This is a genomic window from Sphingobium sp. L-44 (assembly GCF_056859495.1).
Genome location: NZ_JBSXOQ010000122.1, coordinates 65,518 through 84,512 on the forward strand (window position 1 = coordinate 65,518; position 18,995 = coordinate 84,512).

At 63.9% G+C, this 18,995-nt stretch carries 15 protein-coding genes and 1 tRNA gene; 6 read left to right on the plus strand and 10 right to left on the minus strand.

Going from position 1 to position 18,995, the window contains the following annotated elements; translation table 11 throughout:
- Positions 1 to 200: 200 nt before the first annotated feature.
- Genes AC13EK_RS23715 through AC13EK_RS23760 form a run of 10 tightly spaced genes read right to left on the minus strand, consistent with a single transcriptional unit; the run spans position 201 to position 10,159 of the window.
- Positions 201 to 1,505, minus strand: a complete 1,305-nt coding sequence (locus AC13EK_RS23715; protein WP_483022411.1) for an MFS transporter — start codon at positions 1,503 to 1,505, stop codon at positions 201 to 203.
- The gene (locus AC13EK_RS23720) at positions 1,502 to 2,161 is read right to left on the minus strand and encodes a retropepsin-like aspartic protease family protein (RefSeq protein ID WP_069336881.1); all 660 of its coding nucleotides are present in this window, start codon (positions 2,159 to 2,161) and stop codon (positions 1,502 to 1,504) included. Before AC13EK_RS23720 ends, AC13EK_RS23715 begins: the two co-directional genes overlap by 4 nt.
- Positions 2,161 to 2,949 carry an MBL fold metallo-hydrolase gene (locus AC13EK_RS23725; protein ID WP_063975958.1) on the minus strand — a complete coding sequence of 263 codons (789 nt, stop codon included), beginning with the start codon at positions 2,947 to 2,949 and terminating at the stop codon, positions 2,161 to 2,163. Before AC13EK_RS23725 ends, AC13EK_RS23720 begins: the two co-directional genes overlap by 1 nt.
- Positions 2,946 to 3,734: a TatD family hydrolase gene (locus tag AC13EK_RS23730; RefSeq protein ID WP_069336882.1), complete on the minus strand. Its 789-nt coding sequence runs from the start codon at positions 3,732 to 3,734 to the stop codon at positions 2,946 to 2,948. Before AC13EK_RS23730 ends, AC13EK_RS23725 begins: the two co-directional genes overlap by 4 nt.
- Positions 3,735 to 3,737: 3 nt before the next feature.
- On the minus strand, positions 3,738 to 5,306 hold the full coding sequence (metG, locus tag AC13EK_RS23735; protein WP_069336883.1) for a methionine--tRNA ligase: 1,569 nt from the start codon (positions 5,304 to 5,306) through the stop codon (positions 3,738 to 3,740).
- Positions 5,307 to 5,349: 43 nt separating this feature from the next.
- The gene (locus AC13EK_RS23740) at positions 5,350 to 6,321 is read right to left on the minus strand and encodes an AAA family ATPase (RefSeq protein WP_069336884.1); all 972 of its coding nucleotides are present in this window, start codon (positions 6,319 to 6,321) and stop codon (positions 5,350 to 5,352) included.
- On the minus strand, positions 6,318 to 6,944 hold the full coding sequence (gene tmk / locus AC13EK_RS23745) for a dTMP kinase (RefSeq protein ID WP_069336885.1): 627 nt from the start codon (positions 6,942 to 6,944) through the stop codon (positions 6,318 to 6,320). Before tmk ends, AC13EK_RS23740 begins: the two co-directional genes overlap by 4 nt.
- Positions 6,941 to 8,104: a D-alanyl-D-alanine carboxypeptidase family protein gene (locus tag AC13EK_RS23750; RefSeq protein WP_004207133.1), complete on the minus strand. Its 1,164-nt coding sequence runs from the start codon at positions 8,102 to 8,104 to the stop codon at positions 6,941 to 6,943. Before AC13EK_RS23750 ends, tmk begins: the two co-directional genes overlap by 4 nt.
- Before the next feature lie 47 nt (positions 8,105 to 8,151).
- Positions 8,152 to 9,123 (minus strand): septal ring lytic transglycosylase RlpA family protein, encoded by a 972-nt coding sequence (locus AC13EK_RS23755; protein ID WP_069336888.1) that lies wholly within the window; start codon positions 9,121 to 9,123, stop codon positions 8,152 to 8,154.
- Complete coding sequence (locus tag AC13EK_RS23760) at positions 9,107 to 10,159, minus strand: lytic murein transglycosylase (protein ID WP_069336886.1); 1,053 nt, start codon at positions 10,157 to 10,159, stop codon at positions 9,107 to 9,109. The genes AC13EK_RS23755 and AC13EK_RS23760 overlap by 17 nt, the downstream gene beginning before the upstream one ends.
- 135 nt (positions 10,160 to 10,294) lie before the next feature.
- On the opposite strand from AC13EK_RS23760, the gene AC13EK_RS23765 reads away from it, so the two are divergent.
- From AC13EK_RS23765 to AC13EK_RS23790, 6 genes are all read left to right on the plus strand, one after another.
- A tRNA-Ser gene (locus AC13EK_RS23765) sits at positions 10,295 to 10,384 on the plus strand.
- Between the two features lie 432 nt (positions 10,385 to 10,816).
- Positions 10,817 to 13,600: a TonB-dependent receptor gene (locus AC13EK_RS23770; protein ID WP_069335511.1), complete on the plus strand. Its 2,784-nt coding sequence runs from the start codon at positions 10,817 to 10,819 to the stop codon at positions 13,598 to 13,600.
- Positions 13,597 to 14,292, plus strand: a complete 696-nt coding sequence (locus AC13EK_RS23775) for a DUF6250 domain-containing protein (RefSeq protein WP_234791888.1) — start codon at positions 13,597 to 13,599, stop codon at positions 14,290 to 14,292. The genes AC13EK_RS23770 and AC13EK_RS23775 overlap by 4 nt, the downstream gene beginning before the upstream one ends.
- A 14-nt stretch (positions 14,293 to 14,306) precedes the next feature.
- The gene (locus AC13EK_RS23780; RefSeq protein WP_069335512.1) at positions 14,307 to 17,003 is read left to right on the plus strand and encodes an exo-rhamnogalacturonan lyase family protein; all 2,697 of its coding nucleotides are present in this window, start codon (positions 14,307 to 14,309) and stop codon (positions 17,001 to 17,003) included.
- A gap of 174 nt (positions 17,004 to 17,177) precedes the next feature.
- Complete coding sequence (locus tag AC13EK_RS23785; protein ID WP_081331559.1) at positions 17,178 to 18,023, plus strand: class II aldolase/adducin family protein; 846 nt, start codon at positions 17,178 to 17,180, stop codon at positions 18,021 to 18,023.
- The gene (locus tag AC13EK_RS23790; protein ID WP_069335513.1) at positions 18,023 to 18,985 is read left to right on the plus strand and encodes an ABC transporter substrate-binding protein; all 963 of its coding nucleotides are present in this window, start codon (positions 18,023 to 18,025) and stop codon (positions 18,983 to 18,985) included. The genes AC13EK_RS23785 and AC13EK_RS23790 overlap by 1 nt, the downstream gene beginning before the upstream one ends.
- The last annotated feature ends 10 nt before the right edge of the window (positions 18,986 to 18,995 follow it).

Here is an 18,995-nt window from a genome sequence, read left to right on the forward strand (position 1 = left end):
TTTTCGCGGGCGGGGCAGGTGACGGGAGGCCATTTATTGAACGCCTGTGATGTCGGCGCGGCGCGGCGCTCCGCTGATGGGGCTCAAGCGGCTTGAGATGCTTCGATTAGTGATCCCTCACTTCGCAGATTTAAGTTCGATAATATATATTATGTTAAATTATGAACAGGATCGATGGGAGGTATTCCTCCTCGTCCATCTCAATTCTCCAGGATGCGGCTATGGGCTTTGGTGTCGCGCATGCGGACATAGACCGTCAGCGAGATCGCGATCATGACGCTGACATAAATATAGAACGCGGATTCCATCCCGGACTGTTTGAACCAGAGCGCGACGAACTCGGCCGTGCCGCCGAACAAGGTGTTGGCCAGCGCATAAGGCAGCGCCACGCCGAGCGCACGAATATGTGCCGGAAACAGTTCGGCCTTCACCACCGCGTTGATCGACGTATAGCCGGTGACGATCACCAGGCCCGCCATCACCAGCAGCCCGGCGACCAGCGGATCGCGCGTTACCGCCAGCGTGGCGAAGATCGGATAGGTGCAGAGCACGCCCATGATACCGAAGCCGATCATCAGCGGCTTGCGCCCGATGCTGTCGGACAAGGCGCCGGCCAAAGGTTGCAACAGCATGAAAATAAACAATGTTCTACCATTGATTTCCGACGCTGTTTCACGACCGAAGCCGGCTGTATTGACCAGGAATTTCTGCATGTAGATGGAATAGGCATAGAAGGCGATCGTGCCGCCAGCGGTCAGCAGCATCACCGTCAGTGTCTCGCGCGGATGATTGGTGATGAGTTCGATGAAGCCGGACTTGGGCGCGCCTTCGGCCTTGGCGACCTCATAGCTTTGCGTTTCCGCGAGGCCGCGCCGCAGCCAGAAGACGATCACTGCCAGCGCCCCGCCTATGGCGAAGGGAATGCGCCAGCCCCATGCGTCCAGTTGCCCTTCGGTCAGGATCGACTGGAGCAGTAGCAGCACGCAGATCGCCACCAACTGTCCGGCAATCAGCGTCACATATTGGAAGCTGGAATAGAATCCGCGCCGGTCCTTGCCGGCCATTTCGGTGAGATAGGTCGCGCTGGCGCCATATTCGCCGCCGATCGACAGGCCCTGCATCAGCCGGGCCAGCACGAGCAGCAACGGCGCGCCGACGCCGATCACCTCATAGCCCGGCGTCACCGCAATCAGCAGCGATCCGGCGCACATCAGCGATACCGACAGGGTCAGGCCACTCTTGCGCCCATGACGGTCGGCATAGACGCCCATCAGCCAGGCGCCGATCGGTCGCATCAGGAAGCCCACGGCGAAGATGCCGGCCGCGCTCAGCAACTGGGCGGTGCGATCCTCGCTCGGGAAGAAATGCGGGGCGAAGTAGAGGGTGAAAGCAGCATAGGCATACCAGTCATACCATTCGACCAGATTGCCGGTGGAACCACCGATGATCGCCTTGAGCCGGGCCCGTTTGTCGGGTGCCGCACCCTGCCCCTCATGTGACGTCATGGCGTCAGCACCATTTCACCATTTTCAACGCTCCAGCTCTTGAGACGGGACAGCATGTTCATGCCGATGACATTGACGTCGCCCAGCGCCGGCGAGACGACGACCTCGACATCATTGGCGCGCAGCGGCCCGACCGTCAGCGTCGAGATGCTGGCGCGGCGCGTGTCGATCTTGCCATTGGCGGTGTTGAGCGGGATCGGGGGCGCGTTCATGTCGATATTGAGGCCGGTAGCGCGGGCGGTATTTTCCGAAAGGGCGGTGATGGTCGCGCCACTGTCGATCAGGAAGCGCGCGGACATGCCGTTGACCATGCCCTCCACCCAATAATGGCCGTCCGGCGCGACCGGAATGCGCACCACCTGCCCATCGGACTGGATCGGCGGTGGGGCCCGCGATGGCGCGGGTTGTGGCGTTGGCTCGGCACTATTCTGCGGCTGGAGCAAGGCCGCCTCCTCCGCTGCAAATTTTGCCGGCATCAGTCCTGCCTTCTGGGCGAAGGTGAAGAGGCCGAGCAGGGCACCGAAGATCAGCACCCAGAGCAGGGCCATCCGCACGAAGCTGCCCAGCGCGATACGGCGGCCGATCAGGGCGGAGCCGACCAGGACCAGGGCGAGCAGATACCAGATGCTGGACATCGCCTGATCCGTGCCGTCCATCAGTGGGGTGCTCCGTCGTTGAGGTCGATGACCAGCCCGTCATAGCCCGGCTCCACCCCTTTGGGGAGCGTGGCGCACAGGGTGGCATAATCCATGCTCTGGTCCATATGGGTGAGGATCGCGCGACCGGGCCGGGTTGCCATGATCCCTGCCAATGTCATCTCCAGATGGGCATGGGTGGGATGCGGCCGCGCGCGCAGCGCATCGACCACCCAGATGTCGAGATCATCGAACAGCGCCAGCATATCCGGGGTTATTTCATGAAAATCCGTAGCATATCCGACATGACTACCATCATGACTGAAGCGAAATCCAGTCGAATAAATGTCGCCATGGGGCATGTCGGTGCAGGCAATGTCGATATCGCCGATCCGCAGCCCATCGGGCAGGTCATGCGGGATGATGATCGGCGGATAGCCCCCCCTCCCCGCAAAGGCATAGGCAAAGCGGGCCTGGAGCAGGCGCATCGTCTGGGCACGAGCATAGCCGGGGATCGGGCTGCCGCGATGATGGAACAACTGGCGAACATCGTCGATGCCATGGCTGTGATCGGCATGGTCATGGGTCCACAGGATCGCGTCTATGTCGATCACGTCGGCCGCCAGCAACTGCGCCCGCAGGTCCGGGGATGTATCAACCAATATCCGGGTCGTCGCGCTTTCCACCAGGATCGAGACGCGGGTGCGGCGGTTGCGCGGCTCCGTCGGATCGCAGGCGCCCCAATCATTACCAATCCGGGGAACGCCGGAGGATGTGCCGCTGCCAAGGATGGTCAGCTTGAGGCTCATGCCTGCGGCCGGCCCTCGATCTTGGCAAAGAGGCGGAGGAAATTGGCCGAGGTGGCCGCCGCCAGATCCTCGATGCTCTCGCCGCGCAGATCAGCCAGGAAGCGCGCCGTGTCGGCGACGAAGGCCGGTTCGCACGGCTTGCCGCGATGGGGCACCGGGGCGAGGAAGGGCGAGTCCGTTTCCACCAGCAGCCGGTCGAGCGGCAGGCGCGCGGCGGTTTCCTGCAGATCCTTCGCGCTCTTGAAGGTCACGATGCCCGAAATGCTGATATAGAAACCCAATTCCATCGCCGCATCGGCAAAGGCGCCGCTGGCGGTGAAACAGTGGATGACGCCGCTATAGGCCCCCTTCCCCATTTCGTCCCGCATGATCGCCAGCGTATCCTCTTCCGCTTCGCGCGTATGGACGATCAGCGGCAAGCCGGTCTCGCGACAGGCGGCGATATGGCTGCGGAAGCTTTTCTGCTGCCGCTCGCGATCGCTATGGTCGTAATAATAATCGAGGCCCGTTTCGCCGATGCCGACGACGCGCGGATGGACCGCGCGCTCGACCAGTTTGGCGGTGTCGACATGGGGATGCTCGTCTGCCTCGTGCGGATGGATGCCGACGGTCGCCCACACGTCCGCCTCGCGCACCGCCGTGCCCAGCACATCGTCCCACTCGCTTTCGCGGGTGGCGATGTTGAGCATCAGGTCGACGCCGCGCGCGCGGGCGCGTTCCAGCACATTCTGCTGATCTTCGATCAACCCCTTGTAATTGAGGTGACAATGGCTGTCGATCAACATCCGTCAGGCGTCCGCTTCGGTCAGTTCCAGGCGCGGGAAGAGCGGCTTGGGCGCGGCCAGCACGAAATCGCTTTCGGCCAGATCGCTATACCAATGATCGCCGATCGCGCCATAGCTGCGCTTGTCCGCCGGCACGCCCATATGGTCGAGCAGCGCGGTGGCGCTCGCCGGGATCACCGGCTGGATCGCGACCGCCAGCTGGGCGATGGCGATATAGAGCGTCGCCAGCACCGTCTCCATACGCTGGGGATCGGTCTTGCGCAGCGACCAGGGCGCCTGCGCGTCGATATATTGGTTGCAGGCAAAGGCCGCGCGCAGCCAGGCATCGATCGCCACCGACGGCGCCAGATCGGCCATGGCGGCGGGCATATCACTGCGCACGACCTTGTCGATCAGCGCGAACAGCTCCGTATCGGCAGCGTCATGGCCATTGATGGCCGGCAGGCGCCCTTCCAGATTTTTCGCGATGAAGCTCAGCGTGCGCTGCGCGAGATTGCCGAACGCATTGCCCAGATCGCTGTTCGAGCGCTGGACAATCGCTTCGGCGCTATAGCTGCCGTCATTGCCGAAAGTCACTTCGGACAGCAGGAAATAGCGCAGCTGGTCGACGCCGAAGCGTTCGGCCAATTCCATCGGATCGGCGACATTGCCGACCGACTTCGACATCTTCTCGCCGCGGTTCAGCAGGAAGCCATGGCCGAATACCTGCTTGGGCAGCGGCAGCTTCGCGCTCATCAGGAAAGCTGGCCAGTACACCGTATGAAAACGCACGATATCCTTGCCGATGATATGGGTGATGTCGCCACCCTCGGCCCAATAGCGTGCCATCCGTTCGGCATCGTCAGGATAGCCACAGCCGGTGATATAATTGGTCAGCGCATCGACCCAGACATACATGACATGGCCGTCTGCGCCAGGCACCTGGACACCCCAGTCGAAGCTGGTACGCGAAATGCTGAGATCGGACAGGCCGCCTTCGACGAAGCGCAGAATTTCGTTGCGCCGGCTTTCCGGACGGATGAAATCGGGCTGGCTGTTATAGAGCTCCAGCAGTTTGTCCTGATATTTGGACAGGCGGAAGAACCAGCTTTCCTCGACGGTCCATTCGACCGGCGTTCCCTGAGGCGACAGCTTTACGCCACCTTCGCCGTCGGTGATTTCCTTCTCGTCATAGAAGGCTTCGTCGCGGACCGAATACCAGCCCTCGTAGCGGCCCAGATACAGGTCGCCATTGGCCTCCATCGCCTGCCAGATCGCCTGGCTGGCGCGGTGATGATCGGGTTCGCTGGTGCGGATGAACCGATCATAGCTGATATTCAGGCTATCGTTCATCTGCTTGAAATAGGACGACATCTCATCGGCCAGCTCGCGCGGCTCGATGCCGCGGTTGCGCGCCGTCTGGGCCATCTTCAGGCCGTGTTCATCGGTTCCGGTCTGGAAGAAGACATCGCGGCCCATCATCCGCTGGAACCGGGCGATCGCGTCGGTGGCGATCACCTCATAGGCATGGCCGATATGCGGACGGCCGTTGGGATAGGAGATGGCGGTGGTGATTGTGTAAGGCTGCGACATGCAGCCTCCCTAGCGGCTGTTCGCGTCGCCGCAAAGCCGCTTTTCAGGTCGCCGCCTCAGCCAATGCCGCCACATGGCCGCCCAGCTCGAAAACGACCGAGGCCGGGTCCAGCGACAGGATCACTGCGCCGCCTGCCAGATGGCGGGCTGCTTCCCAATGATCGAGCGCGCTGCCCAGTGCCGGGCCATGGCGAGTGCGGGCCGCCTGGGCGATGAAGGCGGGCGCGCGTTCGAGAAAGGCTTCGTAACGCGGCTTGGCCGCCTTGCCCGCCAACGCCTTGGCCAGGCGCAAGCGCTCCCGATTGCCGGGATCACCATCGGCAGCGATCGCGAGCAGCGATTTTTCGAGGCCCGTAAGATCGAGGCCCGCATAGCGCAGCGCGCGACCGGGGGAGCCCTCGCCGGCGCGCAGCAGGGCGTCGAGTTCCGGCCCGGACAGGCTTTCATCCTCGCGCCGCAGCACCGTCGCCATGGCACCGTCCGACAGCGGATCGAAGCGCATCGTGCGGCAGCGCGAGCGAATGGTGGGCAGCAGCCGGCCGGGCGCATGGCTGACCAGCAGGAAGATCATGTCCGCCGGCGGCTCTTCCAACGTCTTGAGCAGGGCGTTGGCGGCGCCGCGCTCCAGATCATCGGCGCTGTCGATCACGACGATGCGACGGGAGGAGAGCGACGGCGCCGACTGGATCAGCCGCTGCAGGCCGCGCACCTGGTCGACGCTGATGTTCCGCGCGGTAACGCCATCCTTTTCCAGCGGCGCCAGTTCGGCATAATCGGGATGAGCGCTCGCCTCGATCAGGCGCCGGATCGGATGGCTTTCGGGAACGGCAAGCCCCTCGCCCTCGATCTTCGGACCGGCCGCATCGGCCAGCAGGCGCATCGCCATGGCGCGGGCAAAGCTGGCCTTGCCGATGCCGCGCGGGCCGCTCAAGATCCAGCCATGATGCATGCGGCCGCTGCTCGCTGCCGCCAGCAGGGTCTGCGCCTCGGCGTCATGCCCGACCAGTGACGTCATGACAGCAGGTCGTCCAGTGCCGCGAGCAGCCGGGCCGTGACATCGTCCGCTGCGCCCGACGCGTCGATCGCGCGGACCCGTGCCGGCTCATCGGCGGCAAAGCGGACGAACGCATCGGCCACGGCCCGATGAAAGGCGCGGTCGCGACCGCCGATCCGGTCCGACACGTCGCCGTCACGGGCATGGGCGCGGGCTTCCGCCTCCGCTTCCGGCAGGGTCAGGAACAAGGTGCGATCGGGCAGGAAGCCGGCGCTGCCGATCTGGTGCAACGTCAATATGTCGGCATCGCTGAGATCGCCCTGCCCCTGATAGGCGCGACTGCTGTCGAGGAAGCGATCGGACAGAACCCAGGCGCCACGGGCCAGCGCCGGGCGGATGGTCTTTTCGATATGGTCGGCCCGCGCGGCGGCGAACAGCAGAGCTTCGGCGCGGGCATTCCAGCGGTCCGCACCACCGGTCAGCAGCATGGCACGGATCGCTTCCGCCCCTTCGCTGCCGCCCGGCTCGCGGGTCTCGACAACCTCCAGCCCGCGCGCGCGCAAGGCCGACGCCAGCGCACGAAGCTGGGTCGACTTGCCGGCGCCCTCGCCGCCTTCGAGCGTGATGAAACGGCCTGTTATCACCCGAAGAAGGACTTCAGACCATTCCACAAACGACCGAAAATGCCGGCTTCCGCGACATCTTCACCGGCAACCAGCGGCAACACCTGCGGCGGTGTATCCGGGGTTTGGACGATGAGCTGGGCGATCTGTTGGCCCTTGGCGATCGGCGCCTTGATCGGGCCGGTATAGACGACCTTCACCTTCACATTGGCCGACGCGGTGCGCGGCATGGTGACCGCCATATTCTGCGGCGCGACCAGCGACACGGTCGATGCGCTACCGAGCTGAACCGCGGCGGTCTCGACCGTCTGCCCCTTCTTGAACAGCGGCTGCGCCTTCCAGGCGCGGAAGCCCCAGTCCATGAAGCGGACGGATTCGGTAATCCGGCCGTTGAAGCTGGTCAGGCCGGCGACCACCATCACCAGGCGGCGGCCATCCTGCTCGGCCGATCCGGTGAAGCCGAAACCGGCTTCTTCGGTATGGCCGGTCTTGAGGCCGTCGGCGCCCGCGATCTTGCCCAGGATCGGATTGCGATTGGCCTGCGCAATGTCGGAGCCGCCCATGGTCTTGCCCCAGGTGAAGGAGCGGGTGGCGTAGAATTTCTTGTAGAGATCCGGCGTTTCGACGATCGTGGCTTCGGCAAGCTTGGCCAGATCTTCGGCGGTGACATAGGTCACGCCCTCGTCAGGCCAGCCATTGCTGGTGCCGAAATGGCTGTTCTTGAGGCCCATGCGCTTGGCCTCCTCGTTCATCAGTGCGACGAACGCCTGCTCGGTGCCGGCAATGCCCTCGGCCAGCACGACGCAGGCGTCATTGCCCGACAGGGTGACGATGCCGTGCAGCAAATTTTCGACCGACACCTGCTCGCCCACCGACAGGAACATGGTCGAACCGGCCTTGGGGCCGTGCCATTGCTGCCAGGTTTCCGGACGAACCGTGAACTTGGTGTCGAGCTTCAGTTCGCCCTTCTGGATCAGGCGGAAGGCGACATGCGCCGTCATCATCTTGGCCATCGAGGCCGGCGGCATCCGGGTTTCGCCGCCCTTGTCATAGAGGACGGCGCCCGAGGAAAGATCCTTGAGATAGGCGATCGGCGCCTCGCTCGTATAAGGCGGGGCCGCGGCAACCAGCGGCTGGGCCAGCAGACCGACGAAGAGAGTGGCGGCAACGGTTTTCTTCATGAACTCAAGCCTTCGACTGGATAGATTCGCTGGACGCATCGCTATGATTAGCGCGCGTCATTAGCCATGACACGGACATTCGCAAAGCCCTTCGCTGCCGCCGCCTTCACGCCGGCCTGCGCCGCCTCCTGCGAGGGATAAGGACCATAGCGCACCCGCCAGACCGGACCGGCCGCCACGGCATGGGCGCCGATCTGCCTGGCCAGCGCCTCGGCCCGGCTTTGCGAAGAAAGCGCTGCAACCTGAACGACATAGCCGCCGGACACCGGTTTTGTCGGCGCTGTGGTCTTCGGGGCCGGCTTGGGAGTGGGTGGCGCGGGCGTATCAAAGGATGCGCCGCGACGGCTGGAACTGCTTGCTACCGGGATCGTCTGAACGACGGGGCGCGCGGCCTGAACCTGCGCTAGCTGGCTTGCCGGCACTTGCGCCAGACGCCCGCGCAGCACCTTGAGCAAGGGCTGCGGCGTCTCGATCCGCTCGGGCGCGCGTTGATGGGCGCGCAGCAACGCCTTTTCCTGCTCCGGCGGATTGACCCTGCGAACGCGAACGGCCGCCGAGCCATCGCCGGTAATGCCCAATTGTTCGGCCGCGCCGCGCGACAGGTCGATGAGCTTGTCGTCGCTGAACGGGCCGCGATCGTTGAGCCGGACCAGGATGGTACGACCGCTATCCAATGCCGTCACCTCGACATAGCTTGGCAGGGGCAAGGTCTTGTGCGCGCCGCTGATCGCCGACGGCACGAAATCCTCGCCATTGGCCGTCGGCTTGCCAATCGCCTCCTCGCCATACCAGCTGGCATAGCCGACCTCGTCATAATTGACCGGATCGGCCGGGACATAGGTCTTGCCGCCCACGCTATAGGGTTCGCCGATCTTCACCGGTTCGTCCGCAACCGCTGGCGCCGTTACAGGTGTCGCCGGGCGCGGTGCCGGCGGTGCAACGGCCTGCTCGCTGCTGCAGGAGGCCAGCAGAGACGCCGCGCCGCCCAGCGCAAGCCAGTTCCTATTGCTTGACCGCATCGGCCAGCAACCCCACGGAAAGAGCATAGAAATTGGAGCAATTATAGTCGAGGATCGCGCGATAATTGCTGGTCAGCAGATAGGCGGTCTTGCCCGGCCCGTCGGGTTCCAGCAGGGTCGCCATGACAGTGTCTGCCGGCCAGATGCCACTGGCCGGGAACAGGCCCAGCTTGCGCCATTCGGCCATGGTCAGCCAGCGACTGTGGCGGTTGAAGACCCGCGGGCAGCGCGGCGCCGTCGTGCGCGCCGCCACCGAGGCGCGATTGAAACTGGACGGCACGCTGACCGCTACGCCCCAAGGCTGGCCCCGCCGCCATCCCGCCGCGACGAAATAATTGGCGATCGACGCCAGCGCATCCGCCTGACTGGTCCAGATGTCCGCCCGGCCATCGCCGTCGCCATCCTTGGCGAGCTTGAGATAGACCGAGGGCAGGAATTGCGGATAGCCGGTCGCCCCGGCCCAGCTGCCGACCAGCCGGCTGCGCGGTACGCCATCGTTCAGCATCTTGAGCGTCGCCAGCAATTCCGGCTCGAACAAGGTGCGGCGGCGCCCCTCATGCGCAAGGGTCGCGAGCGACCGGATCAGGTCGAAATCGCCGGTATAGGAGCCATAATTGGTTTCATGGCCGAAAATGGCGACCATGATTTCCTCGGGCACGCCAGTTTCCGCCTCGATCCGGGCCAGGCGTGCGCGATTGGCGGCATAGACCGCCCGCCCGCGGCTGATCCGCGCGGCATCGACGTGCTTGACCCGATAAGGTTCGAAATTGGGAATGGGCGAATAGGCGCCGCCGCCCGGCTGGCTCTGGTCGAGCGCCACGACGCGCGGGTTGATCGTCAAGGTCGGGAAGACGGCGTCCAGCGTCGCGTCGCGAATGCCCATGGCCCGTGCCTTGGGCCGCAGCGATTCCAGATAGGCGCGAAAGTCCCCATCATCCTGCGCAACCGCGACCTGCGGCGCGGCCAATCCCGCCACAACCGTCGAAAAACCCATCATCAGCGCAATGGCCAGCGAATTGAACCGAGAATCTGCCATGACCTTTTGTGGCACAGCCAGGGCAACCGGCGAAACCCCTATCCGATACGAAGTCGCGAATGGACGACCATTACCCTCAATATTGTCATTTTTGCCCTTGGCTTGTTCGCCGGCTTCGCTAGGAAGCGTCGCAACGGAAGTGTGGCCGAGTGGTTTAAGGCAGCGGTCTTGAAAACCGCCGTGGGTGCAAGCTCACCGTGGGTTCGAATCCCACCGCTTCCGCCACCCCCCCCATGGCAGCAACCCCACCAAGGCCGACCGACGGCCGGGTCATCTACTGCCACTTCGTGGCCCCAGATAACCAAATAAACGGCTCCATTCGGGTCTGCTAAGATCGAACCAGGCAGTGGGAAGGAGGGGGGGGGGCGTGCGGCGTGCCTTGGCGTTCAGAAGCAAATAGCCCCGCTGTTGACCCATGAGTATATCTCATAGGTCGTGGCCGAGCCCGATGTCCCCATGCGCGCCGACGATGCCTAATTCCCGTATCGCCATCCTCTCCAGCACCAATAGCCCAATTTAAAACGTTTAGCGTTGCCAATAGGAGCAGCAGCCACCGCCTTTCCCTTCATACCGGGGTAGAAAAACTTTTTTGTCTACCAATTCCGTTATCTTTAGCCCGCCCCTCGTCCAATAGTCCGACAAAAGGGGTCCTCTGTCGTGCATCGTCTTACCAGCGCCGTCTTCCTGCTGCTCTCTACGACATCCACCTTCGCCCAGGCGCAGGATCAATCCACGCCGCAAGCCACTCAGGAAGGGGCAACGGAACGCTCCGACATCGTCGTGACCGGCATCCGCAAGAGCCTGGCCGACGCGCTGGCAGTGAAGCGCCAGTCCGCGCAGGTCGTCGACGTCATCTCGGCCGAGGATGTCGGCAAGTTCCCCGACAAGAATATTGGTGAAGCGCTCCAGCGCGTGACCGGCGTCCAGATCACCCGCGGCGGCGGTGAGGGCCAGGCGATCACCATTCGCGGCGCCGATCCATCACTCAACCGGGTCGAGATCAACGGCCAGTCTGCCCTCTCGACCTCGATCGCTGCTGCCGCAGGGAATGGCAGCAACCGCGCGGTCGACTTTCGCGACCTACCCGCCGAATTCGTCTCGCGCCTTGAAGTGCTCAAGTCCGCCACGCCCGACATGACTGAAGGCGGCCTGGGCGGCACGGTACGGATCATCACTCGCCGCCCGTTCGATGCGAAGGAAGGCTATCTGGCCGGGTCGGCACAGGGCATCTACAATGAACTGGCGGACAAGGTGGATCCCAAATTCGCGCTGATCGGCTCCAAGCTGTTCGCGCATGACACGATCGGCGTGCTGCTGTCGGGCACCTATGAAGATCGCACCATCCGCTACGATCAAGCGCGCACCACCGGCTGGCGCCAGGTGGAAACGACGCAGCCGGCGACGCCCGCCAACCAGAACTGCCTGTCGGGTCGCAACCAGGCGCGCTGCGTCGACCTAGACGGCAGCGGCTTTGGCGATTTCTATCCGGACATTCCGCGCTACATCACAGCGACCGAGCCGACCAAGCGCTATGCCCTCAATGGCATCGTCGAATGGCGCCCGGACGATAATTTCAAGGCCTATGTCGAGGGCACCTTCACCAAGAGCAATACGCGATCGGACGACCAGTATCTGCAACTCTCCACCACCCAGTCGGTGGCCAATGGCGGGATCGATCCGACCGGCGTCGTGATCCGCGACGAAACGGCCCAGACTGTCACCTTCGTGAACAACAGCGCCACCGGGACCGGCCCCAGCGTCAATTATCGCAGCGTCATCGGCGGGCTGCGTCGCCGCACCTTCAACGGCATCGTCGGCGCCGAATGGCAGGTCGGCAAGGTCAAGCTGTCGGCCCGCGGCACCTATGCCGCGTCGCGCGTGTTCAATGACGAGGTCGACGTGACCGCGTCGGTCTCCGGCAAGGAGGCCCTGCCCTGGATCACCATCGACTATGACAATCCGCAGCATGCGCCCAACATCATCCTGCCGATCGACACCACCACGACCCAGGGCATCAACACGCTGTCCGTCGAGGCGCGGCCGCGCCTCAATCGCCAGCAGGAACAAGGCGCCAAATTCGACGCCGAATATCGCCCCGACAATGACGGCCTGCTGACATCGCTGAAGGGCGGCATCGAGCAGAACAGGCTGGTATCGAGCAGCCGGTTCAGCAACGCAGTCTATACGCTGAACGGCATAACCGGCCAGACAACCCTGACCCGGTCGGGCATCAGCGGCACGCAGGTTCTGGCGACCACGACACCCGCCGCCCAGCTCGCGACAATCCAGAGCCTGCTCAACAATTATGGCGGTATGGGCGACGGCAGCTTCTTCAAGACCGGCGATCTGGGCTTTTCCGGCATCGACCGCTGGTGGAATCTGGGCGATGACCTCGCCAATGCGATCGGCATTCCCGATCCCTATACCAGCATCTCGCCGCTCGACACCTATCGGGTGAAGGAAGAAACCATCGCCGGCTATGGTCAGGCCGCGTTCAAGGCGGATCTGGGCTTCGACCTGTCGGGCGTGTTCGGCGCGCGCCTTGTCCACACCCGCACCATATCGACCGGCAGCCAGAGCAGCGGCGGCGTCATCACCCCTGCCCGCTACACCGGCGAATATACCGTTCTGCTGCCATCCGCGAACCTGCGTGCCGAACTCGTCCCCAACAGGCTGGTGGTGCGCGCTACAGCATCCGACGTGCTTGCCCGCCCTGCTCCTTCGCAAATGGCGCCCAATGTCCGGCTCGATCCCGTCGGGCTGACCGGATCGCGCGGCAATCCGGGGCTGAAGCCTTATCGGGCCTGGCAATATGATCTGGGCGTCGAATATTACATCTCGCGCACCAACTATCTCTCGGTCACCGCTTTCCGCAAGGACATCAAGTCCTTCATCGACACCGACAGCCGTGAGGAGGAAATTGACGGGCAAGTCTACACCATTCGCCTGCCGGTCAACGGCACCCAGCATGTCACGATCCAGGGCGTAGAAGCCGGCGTTCAGTTGGGCCTCGATTTCCTGCCCGGCATATTGAGTCATTTGGGCGTGATCGCCAACTATACCTACAACAAGGACAAGGGCTATGAAGGGCGTGACTATTTCACCAATGCCAGCCTGCCCTTCCCTGGCGTGTCGCGGAACAGCTATAATGCCTCGCTCTTCTATGATGATGGGCGCTTCGCCATTCGCGGATCCTATAACTGGCGCAGCCGCTATCTGATCAACGCGGTCGATCGCGGCAACAATCCGTCCTTTGGCGAAGCGTTCGGCCAGTTGGACGGATCAGCCAGCTATGTCGTCAACCCGCATGTCTCGCTGTTCCTGGAGGGCGTCAACCTGACCGATTCCACCCGGATCGAGAATGCCAACAGCATCTATCGCCGCAATGTCATCGAAACCTATGGCCGCCGCATCTATTTCGGCGTCCGGGCAAAGCTGTGACGCGGCGCGATACGCTGGCAGGCCTGGCGGGGGCTATGCTCCTGCCGGCCTTTGCCCGTGCCGCAACCGGCCGTCTGCTGCATCGGGACGATTTCCGGCATGGGCTGGGCCAATGGCAGATCGAAGCCGAAAAGCCCGCCACCGTGCGCGCGCAGGGCGGGCTGCTCGATATCGAAGCGCCCGCCGGGCTTACCCTGTGGTTCCGCCCGCTGCTCAAGGGGCCGATCGAAATCCGCTATCGGGCGCAGGCCGTGGCGCAGGGCGGACCGCATGATCGGGTGAGCGACCTCAATTGCTTCTGGATGGCCAATGACCCCGCAATGCCAGACGGCGATGTCCTGGCCCGATCGCGCAGCGGCAAGTTCGAGGAATATGACGGCCTGCAGACCTATTATGTCGGGCTGGGCGGCAACGGCAACAGCACCACCCGCTTTCGCCGCTATGTCGGCCGCGCCGGCGAGCGACCACTCTTGCCGGAAAATGACCTGCGCGGATCCGAAGACATGCTGGTCGCCAATCGCTGGCAGGATATCATCCTGACCGCAGACGGGGACAAGATCGCCTTCTTGCGCGATGGCCAGCGACTGTTCGCCTTTCAGGACGATCATCCCTACACCCATGGCCATTTCGCCCTGCGCACCACCGCCAGCCATCTGAAAATCCGCGACTTCACCGTCCGGGCCCTTCGCTGACCCAAGGAAACCGCATGCCCCTCTCTCGCCGCGCCCTGCTCCAGTCCAGCCTGTTGGGTGGCGCCGTGCTCGCCTTGCCGACACCCGCGCGCGCCGCGAAGGCGCCGCCGGCAACGAATGTGCATTGGCTGGACGGAAGCCCGCCCGCCTGGGACGGCGGCCAGAGCTGGGGCACGCCCTGGCCGCGCGGCACGTTGCGCGCCACGGACCGGCTTCAAGCCCATGGTGCAGATGGTACCATCTTGCCGCTGCAAAGCTGGCCGCTGGCCTATTGGCCGGACGGATCGATCAAATGGAGCGGCCATGCGCTGCCGGCGATGATCGACAGAGCCGCCTCCCAAGTCTCCATCGGCATCGGACGCAATCCGGCTCCAGCCCATCCCGTCCGGGTCGAAGAGTATGCCGATGTCGTGCTGGTGCATGTTGACGCAACATCCTGGCGGCTGCCGCGCGCAGGCAGCGCCATCATCGCCGCGGCAGAGCTGGATGGCCGAACCCTGCTGCGCAATGTCCATCTGCTGGCCAGTGCCCAGAATGCGGCGTCCGACGAGGAATCCGAAAATCTGTCGGTCCAGCGCTACACCAGCCGGATCGATGCGCTGACCGTCGAACAAAGCGGTCCGGTCCGTGCCGTCGTCAAGGTGGAGGGGAGCCATGTCGGCAACGGCCGCCAATGGTTGCCCTTCAGCCTGCGCCTCTATTTCACCGCCGACAGTCCGGCTGTCCGTATCGTCCACAGCTTCATCTGGGATGGCGACGCCGATCGCGATTTCCTGCGCGGTCTGGGGATCCGGGCGCAGGTGCCGATGGCCGCGCCATTGCACGATCGACATGTCCGCATTGCCACCGACGATGGCCTGTTCAGTGAAGCGGTGCGACCGCTTACGGGCCTGCGCCGCGATGTCGGCGAAGCCTTTCGTCAGGCACAGATTGACGGACGCGCAACCCCATCGGTCGACACGCTGCCGGATCGGCTGCGCCAGTTGCTCGACAATATCCCGGCATGGGGCGATTTCCGGCTGTTCCAGGGCAATGCCCAGGGTTTCACCCTGACCAAGCGCACCCGCAAGGGGCGTGCCCCCATCCAGTCGCTGGAAGGCGATCGCGCCCGTGGGCTGGCCTATGTCGGCACGCCCTCCGGCGGCGCGGCGATCGGCATGGCCGATTTCTGGAAACGCCATCCGGTCCGGCTCGACATTGACGGCGCGGCGGGAGACGCGGCCGACCTGACCGCCTGGCTGCATGCACCCGATGCGCCTGCCATGGACATGCGCTCCTATCGCGACGTGCTGGGGATGACCGATTATGCTCGCCAGAATGACGGGCTGGACATGACCTATGAGGATTATGAACCCGGCTGGGATCAGGCCAAAGGCATTGCCCGCACCAATGAATTGTGGCTCTGGGCGCTGCCCGCGACGCCCGATGCCGCAACGCTGGACAGCTATGCTGCCCAGGTGGCCCGCCCCGCCCGGTTGCAGGTCCAGCCGGATCGCATTCATGCCGCCGGCGTGTTCGGCGATTGGGCGCCGCGCGCGACCAGTGGTGCCCTGTCCCTGGCGATCGAGCGACAGAATGACCTGCTGATCGATCATTATCGCGACGAAATCGACCGGCGCCACTGGTATGGTTTCTGGAACCATGGCGACGTGATGCACAGCTATGACAGCGATCGGCATCAATGGCGGTACGACATTGGCGGCTATGCCTGGGACAATAGCGAATTGTCGACCGACCTGTGGTTCTGGTACAGCTATTTGCGATCAGGCCGGGCAGACATATTCCGCATGGCGGAAGCGATGACCCGCCACACAGGCGAGGTCGACGTCTATCATGCCGGCCCCTGGGCCGGCCTTGGCACGCGCCACGGCGTCCAGCACTGGAGTGATAGCAGCAAGCAGCCGCGCGTATCCAATGCTGCCTATCGCCGCATTTTCTATTATCTGACCGGCGACGAACGGGTCGGCGACCTGATGCGGGCGCTGGTCCATTCCGACCGCGTGCTGCAACATGTGGATATTGGCCGCAAGGTTGCCGATCGGGCGCCGGAATCGCTGCCACCCGGCGGCGTCGGCGCCGTCGTCAAACCCGCAGGATTGCCGGACGGCGTGATCCAACTGTCCTTCGGCACAAGCTGGGGCAGCCTGGTCGCCGCCTGGTTTACCGAGTGGGAAAGGACCGGCGACCACCGCTGGCGCGACCGCATCCTGGCCGGCATGGACAGCATCGCCGCCCTGCCCCGCCAATGGTGGGCCGGCGGCGCCAACTTCGATTTGGCCAGCGGCCGCTTCGTATCCGGCGGCGACCATGTCAGCGTCAGCCACCTCAATGCCGTCTTCGGCATTGTCGAAATCATGGCCGAACTTCTGCCGCTGGTCGATGCCCCCGCCTATCGCACCGCATGGATCGATTATTGCAAATGGTACAACGCCCCCGCCGACCAATGGGAAAGGCGTTTTGGCGAAGCGCCGCGCGGCCATAATCTGCGCCAGGCCCATTCGCGCCTGACCGCCTATGCCGCGCACGCGTTGCAGGACACGGCGCTGGCAGCGCGCGCCTGGAACGAATTTCAGGATGGCGAACTGAAACCGGGCCTGGCGACCATGCAGGCGGGCGACGGCATCGTGGAAATCCCCGGCCTGTCGACAAATGGCGCAGCCCAATGGGGGCTGGCAGCAATCCAGAATCTGGCCCTGGTCCCGCCAGATTGAACATCTCGATCAACGACCGATAAATTGCGACAATGATAAAAAAGGAAAAATCATAAATAGATAATATTCACCTATTCAATCTTACAATTCAAATGACGCCATAGTCATTTGATACAGATCACGGGACATATCTAAAAAAACATCACCAGCCACGTTTACCAACGAGAGCGGTGAATGACGATAATATCGCAAAGTCACGCGGACGGTTTCTCGCACCCGGCGCTACGGCGCCATCGCATCCATGATGTCCCCCGCGATGGCGATGCGCCACGGCTGCATGCGGACGCGGCCCGGCGCACAGTTCGGGACGAACGGCTGCACCGCAAGCAGCAACTGGCCGCGTCGCTGCGCCTGCTGGCCCAGCATGGCGTCGAGCCTGGCCTGGCCGGCCATCTGAGCGCCCGCGACCCTGAACATGTGGACCATTTCTGGGTCAATCCGGTCGGCGTCCCCTTTTCCCATATCCGGGTATCGGACCTGCTGCGGATCGACAGCGACGGGCGGGTCGTCGAGGGCGACGGGCCAGTCAACATCTCCGGCATCCCCTATCATCATGCCGTCCAGCGTGCCCGGCCGGACGTCGTCGGGATCGTCCATGCCCATAGTTTCCACGCCAAGACCTGGTCCGCCTTCCGGCAACCGGTCGAGCCGATCATCGCCGACCTCGCCGCCTTCCATGAGGATCAGGTGGTCTTCGTGCCCGACCGGTCGTTGGATGCCGCTACGGGGCGTGATGCCGTCGCGCAGCAGTTCGTCCAGTCACTGGGTGACCGCAACATTCTGCTCTGGGCCAATCATGGCCACTGGACCGTCGGCAACAGTGTGGAAAGTGCGGCCTGGCGCTTCATCGCCTATGAAAGCGCCGCCCGCGTGCAACTGACGGCACGGGCCGCCGGAGCACCGATCATCGATCCACCGTCCCAGCTTCCCTCTCCCGACCAGCGGGAAGGATGGGCCTGGCTCAGCTTTCTGCCCTATTGGGACGAGATCGTCCGCGCGCAGCCCGATCTGCTGGACTGATGAGCGCCCAGCTTTACTCCCGGCGGGCGCTGCTGGCCGGCGCCGGCGCCCTGACGCTGGCCGGATGCGGCGCCGCCACGGAACGGGCTTTGTCCGACGTGACCCTGAGCGTCTGGCGCTACAAGACGACGGCCGGCAATTTCATGGCGGCGGCAGGACAGGCCGACACGCCCTATCAGGTCCGTTACGTCGACCTGCCCGGCGGCCCGCTGGTGCTCAATGCCTATGCCGCCGGTGCGCTCGACTATGCCTATATGAGCGAAATTCCACCGGCTTTCGCGCTGCAATCGGGCACGCCGCTCAGGCTGATCGCGACCCACCAGGGCGACGTTAACAATAGCGGCGTGCTGGTGGTGAAGGGATCGAGCGCACGGCGATTTTCCGATCTGCGCGGACGTACGATCGCCTACACGCCCAACACCAACAATCACTATTATCTGCTCAAGCTGCTCGAAGCGCATGATCTGCGCCTGTCCGACATGCAGGCCGTCGGCCTGCCCGCCAACGACGCCAACGCCGCTTTCACGCGTGGTCATGTCGAAGCGATCGTCACCGGCGGCATTTCCGCCCTGCTGACCGAAAGCCTGCTCGGCGGCCGCTGGATCGTCCGATCGGTCGCGGGTCTCTATTCGGGCAATTTCTGCATCTCTGCCCATCCGGCCGCGCTGGCCGATCCGCTCAAGCGGGCGGCGATCCGTGACTATCTGCGCCGGGAACAGGCGACCTGGCAATGGATCGACCGGAACCCGGAACGCTGGGCGGCACTTTCGGGGACGCTCAGCAGCCAACCCGCCGCCCTGTTCCAGCGCCTGGCCCGCGAAGCAAGCCGGCCTGCCCTGATCGTCCCGCCCGCCAAGTCCGCCATCGCAAGCCTGCAACATGTCGCCGACGATCTCGCCCGCTTCGCACTGGTGCGGGATCGCCACGACCTGTCCGCGCTGTGGGAACCGGACCTGATCTGATTGGGCCGAC